The organism is Clostridium frigidicarnis (assembly GCF_900111985.1).
In the GTDB taxonomy this organism is placed as follows: Bacteria; Bacillota; Clostridia; order Clostridiales; family Clostridiaceae; genus Clostridium_Z; species Clostridium_Z frigidicarnis.
Genome location: NZ_FOKI01000022.1, coordinates 25,781 through 46,603, shown reverse-complemented (window position 1 = coordinate 46,603; position 20,823 = coordinate 25,781). Strand labels below are relative to the sequence as shown.

General features: G+C 27.3%; 15 protein-coding genes and 1 pseudogene. 9 read left to right on the top strand and 7 right to left on the bottom strand.

The annotated features are described in order from the left end of the window. Nucleotides 1–326 precede the first annotated feature (326 nt). A complete protein-coding gene (locus BM119_RS12935; RefSeq protein WP_177199420.1) occupies nucleotides 327–1,094 on the top strand; it encodes an ABC transporter ATP-binding protein in 768 nt (255 codons plus the stop codon). Continuing rightward, the gene (locus BM119_RS12930) at nucleotides 1,084–3,183 is read left to right on the top strand and encodes an FtsX-like permease family protein (protein WP_090042073.1); all 2,100 of its coding nucleotides are present in this window, start codon (nucleotides 1,084–1,086) and stop codon (nucleotides 3,181–3,183) included. Before BM119_RS12935 ends, BM119_RS12930 begins: the two co-directional genes overlap by 11 nt. A 251-nt stretch (nucleotides 3,184–3,434) precedes the next feature. Here the strand turns inward: BM119_RS12930 and BM119_RS12925 are convergent, their stop codons facing one another. Both BM119_RS12925 and BM119_RS12920 read right to left on the bottom strand, forming a co-directional pair. Continuing rightward, nucleotides 3,435–6,038 carry an ABC transporter permease gene (locus tag BM119_RS12925; protein WP_090042071.1) on the bottom strand — a complete coding sequence of 868 codons (2,604 nt, stop codon included), beginning with the start codon at nucleotides 6,036–6,038 and terminating at the stop codon, nucleotides 3,435–3,437. After that, nucleotides 6,038–6,718 (bottom strand): ABC transporter ATP-binding protein, encoded by a 681-nt coding sequence (locus BM119_RS12920; protein WP_090042070.1) that lies wholly within the window; start codon nucleotides 6,716–6,718, stop codon nucleotides 6,038–6,040. The genes BM119_RS12925 and BM119_RS12920 overlap by 1 nt, the downstream gene beginning before the upstream one ends. Before the next feature lie 210 nt (nucleotides 6,719–6,928). Here BM119_RS12920 and BM119_RS12915 point away from each other — a divergent pair, with 210 nt between their 5' ends. Both BM119_RS12915 and BM119_RS12910 read left to right on the top strand, forming a co-directional pair. Beyond that, nucleotides 6,929–7,642 (top strand): ferric reductase-like transmembrane domain-containing protein, encoded by a 714-nt coding sequence (locus BM119_RS12915; protein WP_090042068.1) that lies wholly within the window; start codon nucleotides 6,929–6,931, stop codon nucleotides 7,640–7,642. A gap of 954 nt (nucleotides 7,643–8,596) precedes the next feature. Next, nucleotides 8,597–11,842, top strand: a complete 3,246-nt coding sequence (locus BM119_RS12910) for a discoidin domain-containing protein (protein ID WP_090042066.1) — start codon at nucleotides 8,597–8,599, stop codon at nucleotides 11,840–11,842. 266 nt (nucleotides 11,843–12,108) lie between these two features. Here BM119_RS12910 and BM119_RS12905 read toward each other — a convergent pair whose 3' ends face one another. Both BM119_RS12905 and BM119_RS12900 read right to left on the bottom strand, forming a co-directional pair. Further along, nucleotides 12,109–12,324 (bottom strand): BhlA/UviB family holin-like peptide, encoded by a 216-nt coding sequence (locus BM119_RS12905; RefSeq protein ID WP_090042064.1) that lies wholly within the window; start codon nucleotides 12,322–12,324, stop codon nucleotides 12,109–12,111. Next, a complete protein-coding gene (locus BM119_RS12900; RefSeq protein ID WP_090042062.1) occupies nucleotides 12,324–12,503 on the bottom strand; it encodes a hypothetical protein in 180 nt (59 codons plus the stop codon). Before BM119_RS12900 ends, BM119_RS12905 begins: the two co-directional genes overlap by 1 nt. A gap of 216 nt (nucleotides 12,504–12,719) precedes the next feature. Between BM119_RS12900 and BM119_RS12895 the strand changes: the two are divergent. Together BM119_RS12895 and BM119_RS12890 are read left to right on the top strand one after the other, a co-directional pair. Next, nucleotides 12,720–13,267, top strand: a pseudogene (locus BM119_RS12895) (sigma-70 family RNA polymerase sigma factor). Beyond that, nucleotides 13,260–14,318: a DUF4179 domain-containing protein gene (locus BM119_RS12890; protein ID WP_090042060.1), complete on the top strand. Its 1,059-nt coding sequence runs from the start codon at nucleotides 13,260–13,262 to the stop codon at nucleotides 14,316–14,318. The pseudogene BM119_RS12895 and the gene BM119_RS12890 overlap by 8 nt, the downstream one beginning before the upstream one ends. A 238-nt stretch (nucleotides 14,319–14,556) precedes the next feature. Here the strand turns inward: BM119_RS12890 and BM119_RS12885 are convergent, their stop codons facing one another. Beyond that, nucleotides 14,557–16,194 (bottom strand): family 14 glycosylhydrolase, encoded by a 1,638-nt coding sequence (locus tag BM119_RS12885; RefSeq protein WP_090042059.1) that lies wholly within the window; start codon nucleotides 16,192–16,194, stop codon nucleotides 14,557–14,559. 367 nt (nucleotides 16,195–16,561) lie between these two features. Between BM119_RS12885 and BM119_RS12880 the strand changes: the two genes are divergently transcribed. Both BM119_RS12880 and BM119_RS12875 read left to right on the top strand, forming a co-directional pair. Further along, complete coding sequence (locus BM119_RS12880; protein WP_090042057.1) at nucleotides 16,562–16,852, top strand: thioredoxin domain-containing protein; 291 nt, start codon at nucleotides 16,562–16,564, stop codon at nucleotides 16,850–16,852. A gap of 39 nt (nucleotides 16,853–16,891) precedes the next feature. After that, the gene (locus BM119_RS12875; protein WP_177199418.1) at nucleotides 16,892–17,200 is read left to right on the top strand and encodes a DsbA family protein; all 309 of its coding nucleotides are present in this window, start codon (nucleotides 16,892–16,894) and stop codon (nucleotides 17,198–17,200) included. Between the two features lie 138 nt (nucleotides 17,201–17,338). Here the strand turns inward: BM119_RS12875 and BM119_RS12870 are convergent, their stop codons facing one another. Together BM119_RS12870 and BM119_RS12865 are read right to left on the bottom strand one after the other, a co-directional pair. Next, nucleotides 17,339–17,857 carry a GNAT family N-acetyltransferase gene (locus BM119_RS12870; RefSeq protein WP_090042055.1) on the bottom strand — a complete coding sequence of 173 codons (519 nt, stop codon included), beginning with the start codon at nucleotides 17,855–17,857 and terminating at the stop codon, nucleotides 17,339–17,341. 580 nt (nucleotides 17,858–18,437) lie between these two features. Beyond that, the gene (locus BM119_RS12865; protein WP_090042053.1) at nucleotides 18,438–19,460 is read right to left on the bottom strand and encodes a branched-chain amino acid aminotransferase; all 1,023 of its coding nucleotides are present in this window, start codon (nucleotides 19,458–19,460) and stop codon (nucleotides 18,438–18,440) included. A 278-nt stretch (nucleotides 19,461–19,738) separates the two neighbouring features. On the opposite strand from BM119_RS12865, the gene BM119_RS12860 reads away from it, so the two are divergent. Then, nucleotides 19,739–20,758: an AI-2E family transporter gene (locus BM119_RS12860; protein WP_090042052.1), complete on the top strand. Its 1,020-nt coding sequence runs from the start codon at nucleotides 19,739–19,741 to the stop codon at nucleotides 20,756–20,758. Nucleotides 20,759–20,823 lie beyond the last annotated feature (65 nt).

The window sequence follows — 20,823 nt, the reverse complement described above, 5'->3', positions numbered from 1 at the left end:
TCTTTTTTTGTGGAGAGAAATTATTATGTTGCAGAGACTTAAAGGTTAGTAAAACCTAATAGTGAGTGATTTTTCAAATTGATAATTGAAGATTGAGAATGAAGGAAGAAATCTTCTTGAAAAGATTTGAGTATATATTAATGCTTTTTCAGAAAGTCTGTGACTTTCAACCAGAATTGTCAATTGTCAATTCTCAAGCGTCAATTAAAAAAGGGCGCAGCCTTTTTTATCACTTGAGTAATTGTGACAACTCTGTAACGTAAAAGTAATGTTAAATCGAATTGAGAATAGGGGAATTCATGTAAAATATCATTGAGGTGATAATAATGGATAAAATATTAAGTGTAAAAAATGTGGAAAAATATTATGGGAACAAAGGGAATATAGTAAAGGCAATTGATGATATAAATTTTGATGTTTTTAGAGGAGAGTTTGTTGGCGTTATGGGACCTTCTGGCTCTGGAAAGACTACATTATTAAACATTATAGCTACTATTGATGATGTTAGTTCAGGGCATATTTATATAGATGATAAGGATTTAACAGAGGTTAGCCAAAAGGATATTGCAAAATTTAGAAGAGAAAACTTAGGATTTGTATTTCAAGATTTTAATTTATTGGATACTTTGACTATTAAGGAAAATATAGCTTTAGCATTAACAATTAATAGATTTAAAAAGATAGAAATAGATGAGAAGGTAATTAAAGTGGCTAGTGATTTAGGCATAGAAGATATACTTTCAAAGTATCCTTATGAAGTTTCAGGAGGGCAAAAACAACGTTGTGCTTGTGCGAGAGCTTTAGTAACAAATCCTAAACTTATTTTAGCAGATGAACCAACAGGAGCACTGGATTCAAGATCAGCTCAAATGTTAATAGAAATGATTTCACATTTAAATAAAGAGTTAGGAGCAACTATTTTAATGGTAACTCATGATTCATTTACAGCAAGTTATTGTAATAGAATTTTATTTATTAAAGATGGTGAAATTTTCACAGAGTTAGTAAAAGGTGAAAATACACGTAAACAATTTTTCAATCAAATCCTCGATGTGGTTGCACTTTTAGGGGGGGATATTAGAGATGTACGCTAAAATAGCTATTAATAATGCAAAACGTTCTATTAAAGATTATTTAATATACTTTGTCACATTAATTTTATGTGTAAGTTTGTTTTATGGATTTACATCATTATCAAGTTCAGATTATAAATTAATAACAGAGGACTCTTATAATTTTGAAATGTTAAAGCAAATACTGAAATATTCAACTTATATAGTAACATCTTTATTGGTGATTCTTATAGGATATGTAAATAAATACATGATAAAAAGACGTAAAAGAGAATTTGCAACCTATATATTATTAGGAGCTCCACAAAAAACAGTGGCATTTATGTTCTTTATTGAAATGTTAGTGGTGGGTATTATTTCTATTTTTATAGGGATTTTTATAGGTACTTTATTTTCACAATTGGTTACTGCCTTAGTTCTTATTACTGCAAAACAAGAGATAATATTTTCTTTTAAGATATATGTAGACACTGTAATTATAACTTTTATATTTTTTATAGCTATGTTCTGCATAATAGGGGTTTTTAATATAAGATCACTAACAAAAATTAAAATAATTGACATGATAAATGATGAAAAGAAAACTGAATTTCAATTTAAGAGAAGCAATATTGTATATATTATTATATTTATCATGTCTATTTTGTTCTATGTAATCTGTGGTTATTGCTCATACAAAATCTTGCAAGCAATGAGTGATATAACCATTATAAGAGGCACAAAAGTAAGTTGTGCATTAGTGGCAATAATAACATTTGTTATAGGTACTTATGCATTGTTTTACTCATTGGCATATATAATTGTTGTAATTAAGGAAAAGTGGACAAGTTTCAAATATGAATATACAAATCTATTTTTAATAGGTTCCATAGTTTCTAAAATAAAGACAGCACCTATTTTAATGGCTACAATTTCATTAACTTTTCTAGGAGCTGCATTAAGCTTTACTTTAACACTTTTAATGGCACAGTGGGGTGTAGGATTTTTAGATTATAGACTTCCATTTGATATAAATATATCAAATTCATATATTCATATAACTGAAATAAAAGATATACCCAAAATAGATTATAGTGACCTTGCTAGTTATTTTAGTAATGAGAAATATGGATTAAAAGATTATTGCCAGGTGGAAAAATATTTTATTAAGGATACTGATTTCTACAAGGGTAGGAATAAGGAAAATCCATATGAAAGTAAGAGTATGCCAGCATTAGCAATAGGATTAAGTGATTATAACAATTTAAGAAGAATGCTAGGATATAATGAAATAACATTAGGGGACAATGAATTTACAACTCAGTGGGAAAAAATAGATGATGATATTTATATTAATGATAATATAAATAATAATTCTACGATTGATGTAAATGGAACTAAGTTAAACATTAGTTCAAATCCATATTATAAAGAAACTATTGGTGAATATATTTATAATATGGGTACAGGAACACTTATAATTTTACCAGATGATGTATGTAAAACATTGGTATTAGCTGAAACTGATTTTTTTGGTAACACTAAAATCAAAATGAGTTGTGATGAAGCAGTAAAGTTAAGAAAAGAGTATGTGCCAAACTGGTTTGAAAAAAATTATAGAGAGGTATGTACTAAATATGGTGATGATATATCTAGTAGAAATGAAAGCATATATCCTGGTTCTATTAGAATAAAAGTAGGAGAAACCAGTGAAATATTAAATGGTTCACTAGCTATGAGGATACTTGGAATATATCTAGGTACTGTTTTATTAATGATTAGTTTAACAGTTCTTGCTCTCCAACAATTATCAGACTCAATTGAGCATAAAGAGAGATTTAAAACTCTAAAAAAATTAGGAATAGACAATAAAGAAATTAACAGATTAATATTAAAACAAATATCATTATACTTTATAATGCCAATAGCCATAGCAGTTATAGGATTTTTAATATTCTTATACAATTACACAAAAATATTTAAAAATGAAATAAACATCTATATAGGAGATAAAGCATTTATATTTAATGTTGTTATATCATTAGGATTAATTTTAACTATTTATATATGTTATTTTGTAGCAACTTATTATACATTTAAAAGAAATATTGAAAATAAAAGTGGAAGTTAAATCAAATAGTAAAATTATATAATGGAAATGGAATGATAAGCATTAGTAAACTATCGGATAGAACAAATCTTCATTTAGGTGATAATCAGCAGATAAAATGTAAGTATTTTTAGTGAAAAAGTGTTGAGTCTGTTAAAAATTTTAGGTTTATTTTCAAAATATAAAGTGTTATCTAAAGAAAAGTGAGGTCTAAGCAGTTAGCTAGTTTACGGTGCTTAGACCTCATTTTTCGGTTTGTATAAATTTTATTGCTAGTTTGTTCTTAAGTTTTCAATAATATTAATTTTAAGCATTTTCCTAAGTGGAGAAATAGTTGAAAGTAAACATATAATTATAGCTGTAGAAAAGGATATTAGTATAGCTAGCCAAGGAAAATTAAAACTAAAATCCATTATATTGCCATGAATAAAGAATCCTTTGATAATAGAAAAAAGTAATTGGTAAGCTGCAATAGATATTAAAAAGCCAATTATGCATCCATAAATAGAACCCAAAATTCCATAAGATGTGGATTCCAAAACAATCATTTTCTTTAATTGTTTTGGTGTTATTCCTATGGATTTTAAGGTTGCAAACTCTTTGGTTTTTAAGAAAATATTAGTATTTATAGTGTTAGCAATATTTAATATACTAATTAAAACTATAATAGCAACAATTCCATATAAGAATATAGAAATTTTTATATAATATTGTTTTTGTGTAGCATTTGTTTTATTGAAGTCCTCAAATATTGAGTTAGGGGTATCATTACAAATATCTTCTACAGTTTTACTAACATAATTTTTATCAGATTTAGAATTGATTTTCACATCAAATCCTTCAGAAGTATCACGTCTAGAAAGATTTTTATAAACTTTACTTGTGGATATAAGTCCTAATCCTCCAGAAGGACATTTTCTATCATAAGGTACATTGTTTAATATTCCAACAACCTTAACTTTTTGAAACTTATTTATATTATGATCCTCAGAACTATTTATCATTTCAGTATATCCATCAACATCACTAGACAGGTCAAAATCTAGAAAAATTTCATCCCCAACTTTAAGATTACATAGATTTATGTTTTTAATTTTATTATTATTTGAATTAAGAATTAAACTATTTTGTATAATCAATACTCCATTATTAGAGTTCATTTCATCAATATCTATTGATCCATTCTTTAAGTATTGATTACAATCTTTTAATTGGTCATCTTCATAACCATAAAAACCACTGCTAGTAGTGAGAAAATATTCTTTGTTTTTAAATGTGTTAGGTAATGATTTAGTATCTTTTAAGAAATTTATATATTCATTATCTAATTTACCAAAATCAAAAAAAGAAACTACGTGTCTAAAATTTCTTTTATAAACATTGTCCACACCATCTATATTTTTAAGCTTATTATAAAAATCATTAGTAAATCCTTCTTCAGCTACAAAGGATGAATTATTCTTACTTTCACTTCCAACAATACTTTCATGAGATATTCTTAAATCGCTTTGAAAATCACCATTATTAGATAGTAGATTTACCATGGTAAAAGAATAATTAATAATAGAGTAGAAAGATATAAAAAGAATAATACTAAGGCTTATTGAAAACACAGTAGATCTGAAACGTTTCTTATTTCTTTTCATATTTTTTAAAGATATTTTTCCAATAATAGATGACCTATTATAGAGAAAACTATGCTTTTTGTTTATATTTTCTTTTATTGTAGTACTAGAATTATTCATAGCTTCAATTGGAGATAATTTTGATGCAATAGACAAAGGTGACCTGGATGATATTAAAACGGAAACAAGTCCAAGTAAGGATATAAATAATAAAACGCAAGGATTTATTATTAATGAAGTATTTCCAGAGTATGTATGATTAATAATAACAACTAATATTGTCATTATTAAAAGCCCAATACATAATCCAATAGGTATAGCAACTAATCCTAAAAGTAAAGCTTCGTATTTAAGCATTCTTTTAATTTGTTTTTTTGTACATCCAATAGAACGTAATGCTCCCAATTCTTTGATTCTTTCTAATACCGATATACTAAAAGCGTTATGAATAACTGCAATTGATGCAAATATAATAAGAAGACAAATAAAAATAATAGCTATAAGTGTCATGAAAGTATCACTATCTTTATTTTCAAATAAAATATTTAAAAGCTTGTTATTATCTTCTAAAGTTTTACTAGATAAATTAGAGTTAGCTATAACATTCTCAATACTTTTTTGAATTTTTAAGTCATCCTTAATTAAAATATAACTATTATAATTAGGATTATCTAAGTGAGTAAAATCTTTTATATTAGAGTCATTAATAATGGCGGTTCCAGTACGGTCATAGAGTGTTGATGAAGAATTGGTACGAATTAAACCTACAAAAGTAAAGTTCTTTTTAACACCAGCTATATCTAGTGTTACAGTATCATTTAATTGTAAATTCTTATTAATTAAATTTAAAACCCAGTGTTCTAAGGCTATTTCATTAGAATTAATAGGCATTCGTCCTGATTCTAAGGTTTTTTCTTTCATAGTAAAAAGATTAGAATCATAAGCAAAAACATCTAAAAATGTTTTATCACTTAATTGGACTTTGTCTATAAAGGTTTCATTACCAACATTAGACACTTTATCATTAGTCTTTAAAGAATTTGACTCATCACTAGTTAAATCAAGGATTTTAGTATGATATAAGCCAGAAGTATTAATTGCATTTTCTTTTTGCATATTATTAAATGTTAAAAAACCTGTTAAAAGAGAAGTTATCAAGGTGATAGATAATACTATTGAGGATATTGTTAACAAGCTTTGTTTCTTTTGATTTAACAGATATTTAATAGAAAGAGTTTTGTAATTATTCACTAGCAATTCACCTCATTTCTTATTATCTTTCCATCGGATAAAGTTATAATTCTATCAGCTTCTTTTGCTATTTCTAAGTTGTGCGTAATCATCAATAAGGTTTGATTATATTTTTTTATTGATAATTTAAGCAGTTTTAATACTTCTTTAGAGTTTTTGCTATCTAGATTACCAGTAGGTTCATCAGCTAAGAGTATAGATGGTTTGTTAGCAAGAGCTCTAGCTATAGCAACGCGTTGCTTTTGTCCACCAGAAAGCTCAGATGGAAGATGTTTTTTTCTGTCTTTAAGACCTAAGGTTACAATAATATCATAGATATAGCCAGTATCAACTTTTTTATTATCTAACAATACGGGAAGGCATATATTTTCTTCAACATTTAAAACCGGTATTAAATTATAAGATTGAAATATAAATCCTATTTTTCTTCTTCGAAATATAGAGAGATTCTCTTCAGATTCATTTAGAAGTTCTACACCATCTACAAAAATACTTCCAGATGTAGGTGTATCCAATGAACCTAATATATTTAAGAGGGTACTTTTACCAGAACCACTTTCCCCTAAAATACAAACAAATTCTCCTTTAGAAATTGAAATACTAACATTATCAAGTGCAGTAACGTTAGTGTCTTTAGCCCCATATCGTTTACAAATATTTTTAGCTTTTAAGATCTCCATTATAAAATTACCTCCAATTAAATCATTATTAATAATGCCATTGTATAAAATAAAATTATCTTATATAGAAAATTCTACCTGTTGGTTATGAAGACTTTATTATTAAAGTTATGAAGATTTGATGAAGATATTTTTTTGTTGACTTTGTAAAAATATTCAAGTAAAATGATATTGATATTCGTTATCAATAGATATTAAAGGAGAGTTAATATGAATTTAATTTACTCATTAATCTTTGTAATAGGACTAGCTTTAGTCTTTACAAAAAGTATTAAAAAAAACAACCATATTTATTATTCTATAGCTACAATAATAGCTATTAGTACAATAGGATATGAAATTTTAAGGATGACTTCAGATATGAAGTTGTATGGGCTTATTTCTTATTTTGAAAAAGCATCAATAAAGGGCATATTTTCAATTGCATTTTTTGTTTTAGTAATGTTTGCTGGAGCGTTAAACACAAAGTGGTCGATAACAAGAAAATTACTAAATATAAGAGCTGAATTAGCTATTATAGCATCAATACTTATGTTGCCACATGGCATTATATATTTAGTTCGTTTTATAATTTATTCTATTCCAAAGGCCTTTGCACAAAAACCTTTTCCGATAACATATTTAAGCTTTATAGTAATTGGAATTATAGCTTTTATTTTAATGATACCATTATTTATTACGTCATTTAAAAAAGTAAGACGAAAAATGAAAGCAACACAATGGAAAAAGTTGCAGAGATGGTCATATCTTTTTTATTTTTTAGCATATATCCATGTTTTACTAATATTATTAAATGGTAAAAGCATGGACTGGCTAAAGTTAAGTACTTATACAATAATATTTGGGTCTTATGCTGTTTTAAAATTATCAAAGGTTTATATGAGTAAAAGGTTAAAGGCTTCAAAGGTGACAAGCCTAGCTTAATGACAAGTAGGAGATTAGTAAGTGATAAATAAGCCAGTAAAAATATTTTATAATGAGGAAATTAAAAGAGTAACTTATTTTAAAACTGATAAAAGAAAAATATTAAAGTAACACCTAAGGAAGGAGATGAATATGCAATATTTATAGAGGAGCATATGGAAGAATCAATAGATGATATAGTAGAAAGATTTAAATATAACGTTGAACAAAAAGACTATCTACCAAAGGCGAAAAAGCTTTATAATTTGTGCTTAGGACTTCTATTCTAATAGCAATAGCTATAGTTTTAATTATAATAATGAAATCAAGATTTAGTTAAAGAGTTAGTATCTAATAATTTATTTAAAGCTAAATATAAATGAGTTAGAATAGCTAGATTATAGAATTAAAATTCAATAATTATTTGGTATAGATTAAGAAAATTAATGGGCTTTAAAAAAGCAGATGCAATTTAACTAAATGTAATCAAAATTAAATAAACTAAAGTATTCAAAAATTAATGAAATTATTAAAATTAGAAAGTAAAATATAGAAAAATCAAATATATACTAAGTTTCACTAAGCTATCTTAAAATAGAAATTATTTTTATCTTAAGATAGCTTAAATTAGTATTGTCTAAATTTATGAGAGAAGAACTGTCCTAAGTCAATTTAGGTAAATAATTATTGCTAAAACATTGCATAGCTTGTACTACTTTGATATTATAAATAATAAAGTCATAGCAGTATAATTTATTGTTTATTATATAAATTCGGTCTTAATATTTGTATATAAAATTAATTGTTGTTATGTTTCTCTTTTATTTGTTATTATTTTAACAAATAATCAACTTATATAATCTATAAGATACCAAATATTTGACTTTTATAGTTTATGTAAAAATAGAAAATTATACTGTTAAGGGGTGAATTATACCTGTTTTTTACAAATAATTATAGTAGGGGAGTATACATATGAGGAAAAAAACCAAATCATTATTAACTTTGTTTATGATAGTTACTTTTATTTTTTTCAATATTCCAGTATTAAGTAGAGCACAAACAAAAGTTAATTCAGAAGATCAACGTGTAAATTTTGCTTTAGAAGGCATTGCTACTGCAAGTAATATTGAATCAGGACAGGAAAATATATGGGGACCTGATAAAGCAATAGACGGTATTACTAATCGAAATGAAGGAGGGAAGAGTAAACAATCAAGGTGGTCTACCGATGTAGGGAATGAGGAAAGAGTTTTAACTGTAGATTTAAAAAAAGAAAGAATATTTGATGAGTTTAATATTGAATGGGAAAGAACTAATATTAAAAGTTTCAATATTAAAGTATCTAATGATAATATAAATTATACTGAAGTATATTCAAAACCTAATAAATTAAATATTACTGAGTTAAGAACTAATATTAAATTAGATTCAGCTGTTTCAGGTAGATACGTAAAGTTATCTGTAACTGAGTATGATGGTGGAGATATAAATTGGAAATCGATATCATTATATGAATTTGAGGTTATTGGTACGGTAACAAATACAGATTCAGAAAATATTAATTTAGCAAAAAGTGCTAAGGTAAGTGCAAGTGGAAGCGAAGACCCATCAATTTTTGGACCGAATAAAGCTATTGATGGAATAGTTAACAGAGGAGAAACTACAAATAACAAACAATCTAGATGGTCAAGTGATTTAGGAATATCGCCTAAATATTTAGCTTTAGATTTTGGTCAAGCTAAAAAATTCCAAACGCTTGTAATTGAATGGGAACGTAAAAATGCAACTGATTATAGTATAGAAACATCAAATGATGGGGAAAACTGGACTGAAGTTAAATCTTACAAAAATTATCCAGTAGATTATACCCAAAAAATCATCTTAGACCAAGCTGTTTCGGCGAGGTATGTAAGATTATATATTGCTAATTTTGTTGCAAGCGGATCTCCTCAAGGTAAAGTGAGTGTAAATTGGAATGCAGTTTCAGTATATGAATTTGAAGTATATGGTGGTAATTTAGATACAGAGACTGGTGGAACTGTATATTCAACTGAAAATATAGCATTAAATAAACCTGCAACTGCATCAAGTCAAGAGGCAAATAATTTGATTCCAGAAAAGGCTGTTGATGGAGTTAAAAATCAAGATAGTCGTTGGGCAAGTGCAGTAAGAAGTAATGAAGAATGGTTAAGAGTAGACTTACAAAAAAGAAGTACAATTAAGACAGTGGTTATTGATTGGGAAAGAAGAAATGCTACTAATTATTCTATTCAGATATCTGATGATGATAGGAATTGGACAACCGTTAAGACGATAAATACTTATCCTAAGTCTTTAAGTAATAAAATAGTATTAGATAGGCCTGTAGAAGGAAGATATATTAGAGTACTTATTAAATCTCATGCACAAGCTGATCAAGTAATTGGTGGAATAAGTTGGAACAATGTTTCTATATTAGAATTTTCAGTATATTCTGGTGATTTAAAAGCATCAGTAGAAGATATTCTAGATAATATATCACCACCAAAAGTAGGTCCAGATGACGAAAAGTTAACTATGCCAAAAGTTGCAGAAGGATATAATATAAAATTTGTTGGAGCGGATTATGAACAGGTAATTGATAAAGATCTAACAATTCATAAACCTATTGTCGATACCAAGATTTCTGTTACATTTGAAATTTCTAAAGATGGAAAGAACGCTTTAACCGATCCTATGGAAATTATAGTTCCTGGAAAATACAAGCAACAAAGTGGTTCAAATTCAAAACCAGTAGTAATACCAGAAGTTAGGGAGTGGTTTGGAAGTAAAAATAATTTCTATATTAGTGATTCTAGCAAAATAGTAATCGACCCAGCTTATAAGAATCAATTAAGTAAGATGGCTAGTACCTTTGCTAAGGATTATAAAGAAATAACTAATAGAGATATTAGCGTTGTAGAATCTACTTCTCCTTCACCAGGTGACCTTTACTTTACATTATCTACAAATGATAAAGGATTAGGAAAAGAAGGTCATCTAATGACCATTACTGATTTGGTTAAGGTAGAAGCTCAAGATAGTATTGGTGCTTTTTGGGCAACTAGAAGTATATTACAAATATTACAGCAAAACAAAACAACTATTCCTCAAGGTATAGTAAGAGATTATCCTAAATATAAAGTTCGTGGATTTATGTTAGATGTTGGTAGAAAACCATTTTCATTAGAATATCTATATAAAACAGCTAAAACAATGGCCTGGTATAAAATGAATGATTTTCAAATTCACTTAAATGATAATTATATTTTCTTAGGTGATTATACTCAAAATGGTGAAAATCCAATAAATGCTTATTCAGGATTCCGTCTAGAATCAAATATTAAAAAAGGTGGAAATAATGGATTAAACAAAGCTGATTTAACTAGTAAAGATACCTTTTATACTAAAGCTCAGTTTAATAAATTTATAAGAGATTCAAGAAATATAGGTGTAAATATAGTTCCTGAATTTGATACACCAGCTCACTCTTTAGCATTTATAAAAGTGCGTCCAGATTTAAAACTAGGAAATTCAGTTGACCACCTTAATATTAATAATTCTCAAACATTAAAGTTCGTTAAAAATTTATGGAATGAATATTTAGATGGAGATAATCCAATATTTGATAAGGATACAGTTGTAAATATAGGAACAGATGAATATGATGGTGGTTATAAAGAAGAGTTCAGAAAATATACAGATGATTTGTTAGGCTTTATGCAGAATGAAAAAGGTCGTACAGTACGTCTCTGGGGAGGTTTAACAGTATATTCAGGTAATACACCTGTTCGTTCTAAAAATGTTCAAATGAATATTTGGAACACTGGATATTCAAATCCTAAGGAAATGTTTGAAGATGGGTTCGATTTAATTAATATGGTTGATGGAACTTTATATATTGTTCCAGGAGCAGGTTATTATTATGATTATTTAAACAAAGAATTCTTATACAATAGTTGGCAACCTAATGTTATGGGAAATACTATGATACCGGCAGGGCATGAACAGATGTTAGGCTCTTCTTATGCTATTTGGAATGATATGATTGATAAAAAAGATAATCATATGACTGATAATGATATATTTTCTCGTTTTATTGATGCATTACCAGCATTTAGCTCTAAGCTATGGGGAGATGCAAAAGATTTATCATATAATGATTTTGTGAAGAAAGTTAATCAAATAGGTAAAAGTTAAAATACGGATATGAAAGCAAAATAAATATAAGTTAATATTTTATAATATCGTATTAAGAGCAAATAAAATTCTCCTAAATTATAATAAAAACAGAGAATTTAAAAAAATATTTTTATGAAAACCTCGTATTTAATTGCGAGGTTTTCATATTGTAACCTTAATTTTTATTTTAACTTTAAAAGCATTGTAAATTTTTTTGCTCAATATAAATTGTAGAATAAGTTGACTTGTAAATCAAAGGAATACAGATATTACTTTTAGTAGATTTAAAAATTCATTTTGTTTTTAATCTCTGTTATATCTAAATGTAGTTTTTCAAATTTGTCTGTTAATTCCAAAAGCAAAGATCTATACTGTTCTTCTCTCTCCTCTTGTTTACAATCTCGCCTTCCTTGCATCTGTAAAATATAATAAATAAGTAAAAAACTTAATAAAGCCCAAACACCTTCAGTTGAAACCATTCTTAAAATTTCGTCTCTCATTAAGCAATTCCTCCTTTTAAATCTAACAATTCATTTCTTAAATTTTTTAGAGCTAAAATTCTAATTTTATATACAGCTTGTCTAGATGTGTTAAGATCTTTAGCTATTTCATTATCGGCTTTAGCTGATTTTGGAAAGCACGTTAATAAATTTGGCTCTCTGGGTATGTGAATGGCCATTGTCACTGTGTTAATAATATATATAGTACCATTAATTATGTATATATTAGGAGTCAGGGCAATGAAGTATGTCCTGGCTTAGTTTTATATAAAAAATTAGGTGTAAATAAAATTGAAAAACTTGAAACCTTATACAGGTAGTAATAGTCTAATAGGTGTAACATCGATGTTAAAAGTTTTAATATGTAGAAAGGCATTGTGAATAGGGTGAATAATATAAAGTTAAAAATATTAAATTTTAAATGCAATGATGAAGATTATCTTATAAATAAGGCTATTTATGGAGATAAACAATCTTTTAGTGAATTAATTAAGAAGCACAAAGGCTATTTATATAGAACAGCTTATAGCTATGTAAAAAATGAAGATTATGCCTTAGAGATATTACAAGAATGCACTTATAGGGCATTACTTAATATAGGAAAATTAAAAAATTCTAATTATTTCAAGACTTGGATAACTAGGATAATTATAAATTGCTCTATAGATTTTATAAATAAAGATAGCAAGGTAGTGCAATTTAATGATGAAGTCGTAACAAATTATGAAGAGGCTTATTTAGAGGAGAAATTAGATTTATATAATGCTATGATTTGTTGAGAGATAACTATAAAACAGTAATCATATTAAAGTATTTTAATGATATGACCATTGAAAATATATCAAAAGTTATGGACATACCTGAAAATACGGTTAAGACCTACTTAAAAAGAGCAAGGGATATCCTTAGTAAAATTTTAAAGGAGGGCTATCTAAATGAATAAAAATGAATTTTCAAATATACAGATTCCACTTAATATTGATGATTCTATAGATAAAGGAATAGAAAGAGCTTTAAGAGAAATTAAAAGAAAGAAACATAAGAAAATGAAAATAATTATTGGAACTATAGTAGCATGTCTAGTAATGATATTAACATTTGGAATTGTAAATCCCGCATTAGCTTCAAGTATTCCTTTTATAGGAAGTGCCTTTGAAGCTATAGAAAAAAACATTATTTTCCCAGGGGATTATTCCCAATATGCTACTTCTGTTAATGAGACAGTATCAGATAAAGATGTAAAAATTACATTGTCAGATATTTTGTGTGATGGAGAAGGTCTTTACGTTACTTATATAGTTGAAAGTGAAAAGCCATTCAAATATACATCATGGGGAGACTCCCCATTAACTATGAATCAACTTTTAACTAAAGAAGCGTACAATAAAGTGAGTTTTTCAGATAAGGAGCTAGACAATACGGGATTTGCTGGTTTGGAAGGTGGATTTATAGATGATAAAACATTTATTGGAATGGAAAGATATTATTTAAATTCTCTTAAAACCGATATACCAGATGAATTTGATTTTCAAGTTAAGTTAAAGTCTATAGGCACAGGTGCTTTAAAAGAAGGAGAAAAAGATCAGAATTTTAAAGGTACATGGGCATTTAAAGTACCAGTTAAAGTTGATAAGACTATAAGTAAAAATATAGATTTAAACTATGAATATAATGGATTCTCTTTAGATTCTATGTTAATTACTCCTATTCAGACAATAATAAAAACTACTAACCCTACTAACTCAAGCTACGGAATAATAATAGTTGATGATAAAAACAATGAACTTAAGAATTATAGTGGTAAAATAGACAATAATCATCAAACAAGTTATTTTAGCTCATTAGATAAAGATATTAAAAGCGTAAAAATAATAATATATAGAGATAAATTAATTAAGAAAGAGACTATTAAACATCATGATGGATCAATTGAGACAAATTATGATAACCTTGGACAGGAGGTACTTCTTGAAAGAACTGTAGACATTAAATAATAAAATTAATTTAGTAACAAGATCCAAAACTCATGATAATGACAAGTTAAAAGTTTTTAAGAGGTTATTTTAACTTTAAGGAGTTGTGGATTAGTAATTAATAAATAAGCAAGTAAAATTATTTTGTAGTTTTAGGCACATTCAAAAAAATAACAAGTCAGTATGCTAGTATATTTGACTTGTTATTTTATTTCATGTGCCTTGCTTTCTTATTTTTTATATAATATGGTCTTTACATTTAATTATTTAAGTTCCAAGTATAGGAACCTCCACTATATGGAACAGTATAAGATTTGTTGTTCCCACTTTCCCAGGTTATATTTCCAGTTGAATCTTTTTTGATGGCTTTAAATTGATAAGTGGTACCTGCTCCAAGATACGTAGTTCCTTCAAATTTGCCATTATTATTTTTAAGTTGTAATGGATATAATCCAGTAGTCCAATTAGACATTTCCCATCTATCACCAGTTATATACATATTTTCATTAGAGGTGGTATTAACATCATTAACTGTAAAGTTTACAGGTACAGGTTTCATTATTAAGGTATCTTTAAATGGTTTCATTTCAGGTGTAGCATTTCCATTTGAATCAACGATATTTGAAAGTCTTAAAAGTGCGAATCCTGAAAATTTATAATTAAACAGCATTTCACCAAGATTTTGGTACGATTGATTATTGTTACAAATAGGTAGTCCATTTTCTCCGTAGTGTTTTATGCCCTTTGATGAAGCTAAAGTAGCAACCTCTATTACAAGGCTTTTTGGAGCAGAGTAATAAGGATTAGTATTTATTTTAGAATCATCCATTTCAAGACAAGTAAAGGTTAAGTCTAAATCTGATATTTTAAATTGATCTAGTAGGGTGCTATAGTTGTAGTAACCAGCACTATATTCAGCTGCATGTGGCATAGTTGGACTATTCATAAGCCAGTGAATACCTGCTATTTTTGCGCCTATTCTAACATTGAAAACTGAATCGAAATTTTTATGTGCCTTAGCTGCTATACTACCTAAATGTCTTGAAAGCACACCTTGATACCAAGTCAAAAAGTCTTCACCATATTTTGATTTATAACCATTTATAAAGAAATTATCTCCATCTGTTGGGGGGGTAATTTCATCAAAACTAGGTAGGGTTGTACCCCAGGCATTATTAAGTAGAGCAATAGTACTGTATTTATGTTTCATTTCATTTTGAAAATCTTTTTCGGCTGCTTGACTATAGCATTGTAATTTTCCTCTTTTAGGATAAGTTTTTGAGTTATATGAAGGAAATCTTAATTCACCTGCTGCTCCTCCAGAAAGATAAATTTTAACAATTATATCTTTATAATTACTAAAATTTGAAGCAAAAGATGCATAAAGCTCATCATATTGTTTAGTAGTACCAGACCACCATGGACTAAGAGATTCATTATTGAAATTTCCTGATTCATCTTTAAATTGCATGTTCTCGGTAGTATCTTTTGACCATAACCAAGATGGTAATGGTATATTAGCAGGATCACCTACGTTTTCACCACATTTATGAGTAGAAAGAATAGGTACCCATTTTAAACCAGAATCACGGACAGTATCTGCATATTTTTTATAATAGCTCCAATCAAATTCATTATCACCATTGCCTTCAACATCACCCCACCATATATCTGTAGTAAGAGCATACACTCCATTATTTTTAAGTGTTGTTAATTGATTCTTAAATTCATTCCAATCCTTTATTTTTTCAAGTGGTGCCATTACAAAAGAATTATAATCAGAATTAATAGATGATGCGTATGTTTTAGAACTAAATGATAAGTTTAAAGAAATTGAGAGTAGAAAACATAAAATAACCTTTCCATATGTTTTTAAAGATTTTCTTTTAGTATTCATAGATTGCCCCCCTTTAAATTTCGTTAATATTTAATAAGATAGTTTTATAGTTATAATAAATTTATTTTTGTATTTAATTATTAAATCAAAAGTAGTGCAAACGTTTGCAATTATATTTTATCTGAATATATACCATTTGTAAAGATATTAGGAGAAACATATAAGTATATAACTATCATATATTAACAATTGAAAGATTAGCAGGAGATAAAAAACAGCTTGACGATATAACTTACTTATAGTATTATACTTACATAAAGTAAGTTTATTAAATATTAAATAATAATTAATATTGAGTATTAGAGAATATATAAGTATAGGTTAAATTTTTAATGGTTTGTCTGATAGATACAAGGAGGAAAATTAAATGAAAAATAAAATATATTATATTATGGATCCAATGTGTGGATGGTGCTACGGTTTTAGTGATGTTATTACAAAAATAAATGATAGGTATAAGGAAGATTTTGAATTTACTATTTTACCTGGTGGAATGTGGCGTGATGAAAATGTTAAAAAGATGAATAGTGAGTTAGCTTCTTATATTAAATCTCATAATAAGCAAATTGAAAGTTTAACTAATAAACATTTTGGAGAAGGTTTTGAAAAGAATATTTTAGAAAATGAAGAGGCTATTTTAGATAGCATGCCTGGTTAAAAAGCAATTGCTGTTGTACAAAATATAAATAAAGATGTTTTGTTTCAGTTTGTAAAAAAATTACAAGAACAAGTATATGTTTATGGAAAAAGTCTCGATGATTTAGACTTAGTTTCAGATATAGCTAATAGTTTTGGAATTGATAAAGAAACTTTTAAAGAACATTTTAACTCACAAAAAATAGAAACCATAACTAAGAACTACTTTAAATTTATAAGCCAACTAGGTGTTCAAAGTTTTCCAAGCGTAGTGGTAGATAAAGATGATAAATATACATTAATTTCTCAAGGTTATATGGAATTTGATAAACTTGAGAAAATAATTGCTGAAGAAATACTTGGAAAATAAAACCGATTAAAGCTTGTGCCTCACTTTTAATTTTGGGCTCTGTTAGACTAAATTGTTGATTTACGCATTTAAAATAGGTAATCCGAAAACGGATTATCTATTTGTTCGTATACTCAAAAATTTTATTAAATCAGGTTATTAGCATACTGATTTAATAAATTCCCAGTAAATTAATTCATTATCTCTATTAACTTCTTTCAATCCAGCCTTTTTTAATATTCGAGCAGAAGGCTTGTTGCTAATCAAACACTCAGCATTAATAACTTTAACACTTTCTTGAAAGTTTAACCAATCCATAATGGCATTTAAGGATTCAGAACCAAAACCTTTTCCTCTTTCATGCTCTACTAATCCAAATCCAACCTCAACTTCGCCATTTTCATTAGGTCTTCCATGAAAACCTATATCTCCAATTATTCTCTTATTATTTTTGTCTACTATCATCCAAGTTTCAAATCCAGTTGATATTTTACTCTTTTCTAATGAATTATTTATGATGGGTAAAATATCCATTGTATCTTTTGTAGGCCATTTTTTATCACATTTAATTCCAAGTTTCTCAATTTCTTTACTACTTCCATTTATTAAAGATTTAGTTATTTCCAATGTTATAGGTATTAATATTAACCTATTTGTGTGTATATTTTTTAAATTCATCTTATTTTCCACCTTTCAATATAAAAAATTACTTATAGAAATAAAGGTGGATTAATACCTGTAAATTTAATTTAAGTAATAAACCACCTTATCTCCATTTATAAAACTTTTCATAAAACCAACTCCTGTTACAATTTTGTATAAAAGGATACAACTATCATATATGCATTCCTCTATATAAATTGTATTAAATATGTAATTGAATGTAAATAGGTTGTACTAAAACTTAATTAATAGTTCTTCATTATGATTAATACTAAATAAATATAGCCATATTTATCTTATAATTCTTAAATTTAGTGTATACAAATGGAATTGTACCATGCATTAAGATATTTTTAGTTATAATTATTTCTTTATCATCATTGAGGTATTGAAGCCATATAAGTTTATTGTTTATCCCACGCATTGTAAGAGGACAGAGGGTTATAGGTGCTAGCCATTAGATAAACCGTAAGTATTCTTAGTGAAAAAATTTGCAATTTAAGTTTACATGATTTTTCAATATAAAGAATTATATGATAAGAAAAAAATGTGAAGACCCTAAGTGCTTCACATTTCTTATTAATGTATATTAAATTTATACCTCGTATATCCATCCTTCTGGAGCTTCAACTTCCCCAATTTGAATACCACAAAGTGTATCATAAAGTTTCTTAGTTATAGGGCCAACTTCTGTTTCACTATGGAACACATGAAGGTTTTCTTTATATTCAATTCCTCCTATTGCAGTTATAACAGCAGCAGTACCACAAGCACCAGCTTCTTTGAATTCAGAGATATTATCGATTAAAACATCTCTTTCTTCAACATCCATTTTTAAGTATTCTTTAGCAATATATAATAATGAATACTTAGTTATACTTGGAAGTATAGAAGGTGATTTTGGAGTAATAAATTTATTGTCTTTAGTTATTCCAAAGAAGTTTGCAGCTCCTACTTCTTCTATTTTTGTATGAGTAGCTGGATCTAAGTAAATACAATCAGCAAATCCTCTTTTAACTGCTAATAAGTGAGGGTAAAGACTTGCAGCGTAGTTTCCACCAACTTTTTGAGCTCCAGTTCCTTGAGGAGCAGCTCTATCGTAATCAGCTATCATAAAGTTTACAGGTGCCATTTTTCCTTTGAAGTATGGTCCAACAGGCACACAGAATACACAGAATATATATTCTGGAGCAGGTTTAACACCCATGTTATCCCCTACACCTATAACCATTGGTCTTAAGTATAGTGTAGCACCAGTTCCATAAGGTGGTACAAAGTGTTCATTTGCTTTAACAACTTGTTTACAAGCATCTATGAATTTTTCTTCAGGAACTTCAGGCATTAATAAACGTTTACAGCTGTTGTTTAATCTTTTTGAGTTTTGATCTGGTCTAAATAATTGGATTTTATTTTCTTTAGTTCTATAAGCTTTTAAGCCTTCAAAGCATTGTTGTCCATAATGTAGTGCAGTTGAAGCTTCGCTAATAGCAAGCTTATTATCTTCTACAAGATTTCCATTATCCCAGTTTCCGTCTTTCCAAGTTGAAACATAACGTAGGTCTGTTTTAATGTAATTAAAACCAAGATTACCCCAATCGATATTAACATTTTTACTCATCAATAAAACCCTCCTAAAAATATATGAAATAAGTACATATACATTATACAACTAAATTTTAAAATTGTTGTAACATTCAATAAGTTCTATGTACAAGTACATTCTAACATTAAACTTAAAAATAATTAAGTATTTATAAAGATTTATTTTAAAAAAGAGAGAAATTTATGAATTAATTAAATATAAATCATTAAATTTGAAATTTGAATTGCTAATACTATAAAAAATTTGTATATTTAAAGTTATAAAGTAATTTTTTACATAGGGAGATGACTAGGTTGAATAGTATTGTTCAATTCTTTAAAAAACAAAGTTTTAACAGACTTTTAGTGTTATTGGGAGTTATTATATTACTGTTTTTAATGAAAGGTATGTTAAACCTAATACTTATGACATTTGTGTTTATATATTTTATAAATAGATGTGAAAATATTTTAACAAACTTCTTAGAACGGAAAAATATAAGAATAAATTCAAAGATTAAGATTATACTAATATTTATTTTCTTTGTGGCTACTATTGTTTTTATAATGGTGGATTTTTTACCACTGATTATTGAACAAACTAAACAAATAGTAGAAGAGATAAATGGGCTGTATGTAAGTGGAAGTAGCAGTGCAATTATCAAGTATTTTCAAAAGATAATAGATAATGCATATGAATCTATATTCTCAGCTCAAGGCTTGAATTATATTACAACATCTATTACATATATAAGTAAATTTGGAGTAGACTTTATATTGTCATTGATTTTAACTTTATTTTTCTTGTTGGGAAAAGATACAGTGATTAGGTTTACTTTAAGAATGAAGCAAAGCAAAATGTATCCTTTATATAAAGAAGTTGAATTTTTCGGTGTTAAATTTCTATCTTCTTTTGGAAAGGTTATAGAGGTCCAGGTAATAATAGCACTCGTTAATGGGATAATATCTACTATATTTCTAAGTATTATAGGATTCCCTAATTTACTGGGTTTTGGGATAATGATAATGATTCTAGGGCTTATACCTGTTGCAGGGGTAATGATATCCTTAGTTCCTTTATCTTTGGTTGCATTTAATTTTGGAGGGTTTGTGTACGTGGCATATGTGTTTATTATGATAATCATAGTACATGCATTTGAAAGTTATGTATTAAATCCAAAACTTATGGCATCTAAAACAAAACTGCCTGTATTTTATACTTTTGTGGTTCTTATAATTTCAGAACACTTTGCAGGGGTATGGGGATTATTATTTGGAATACCGCTATTTATATTCGTTTTAGAGGTTTTTGAAGTACCTATGGATACTCAATAATTTTAATCAAAATTATTGTAAAATATTCTTGCACATAATTTGGGCCTGTGATATACTAAGTGGGT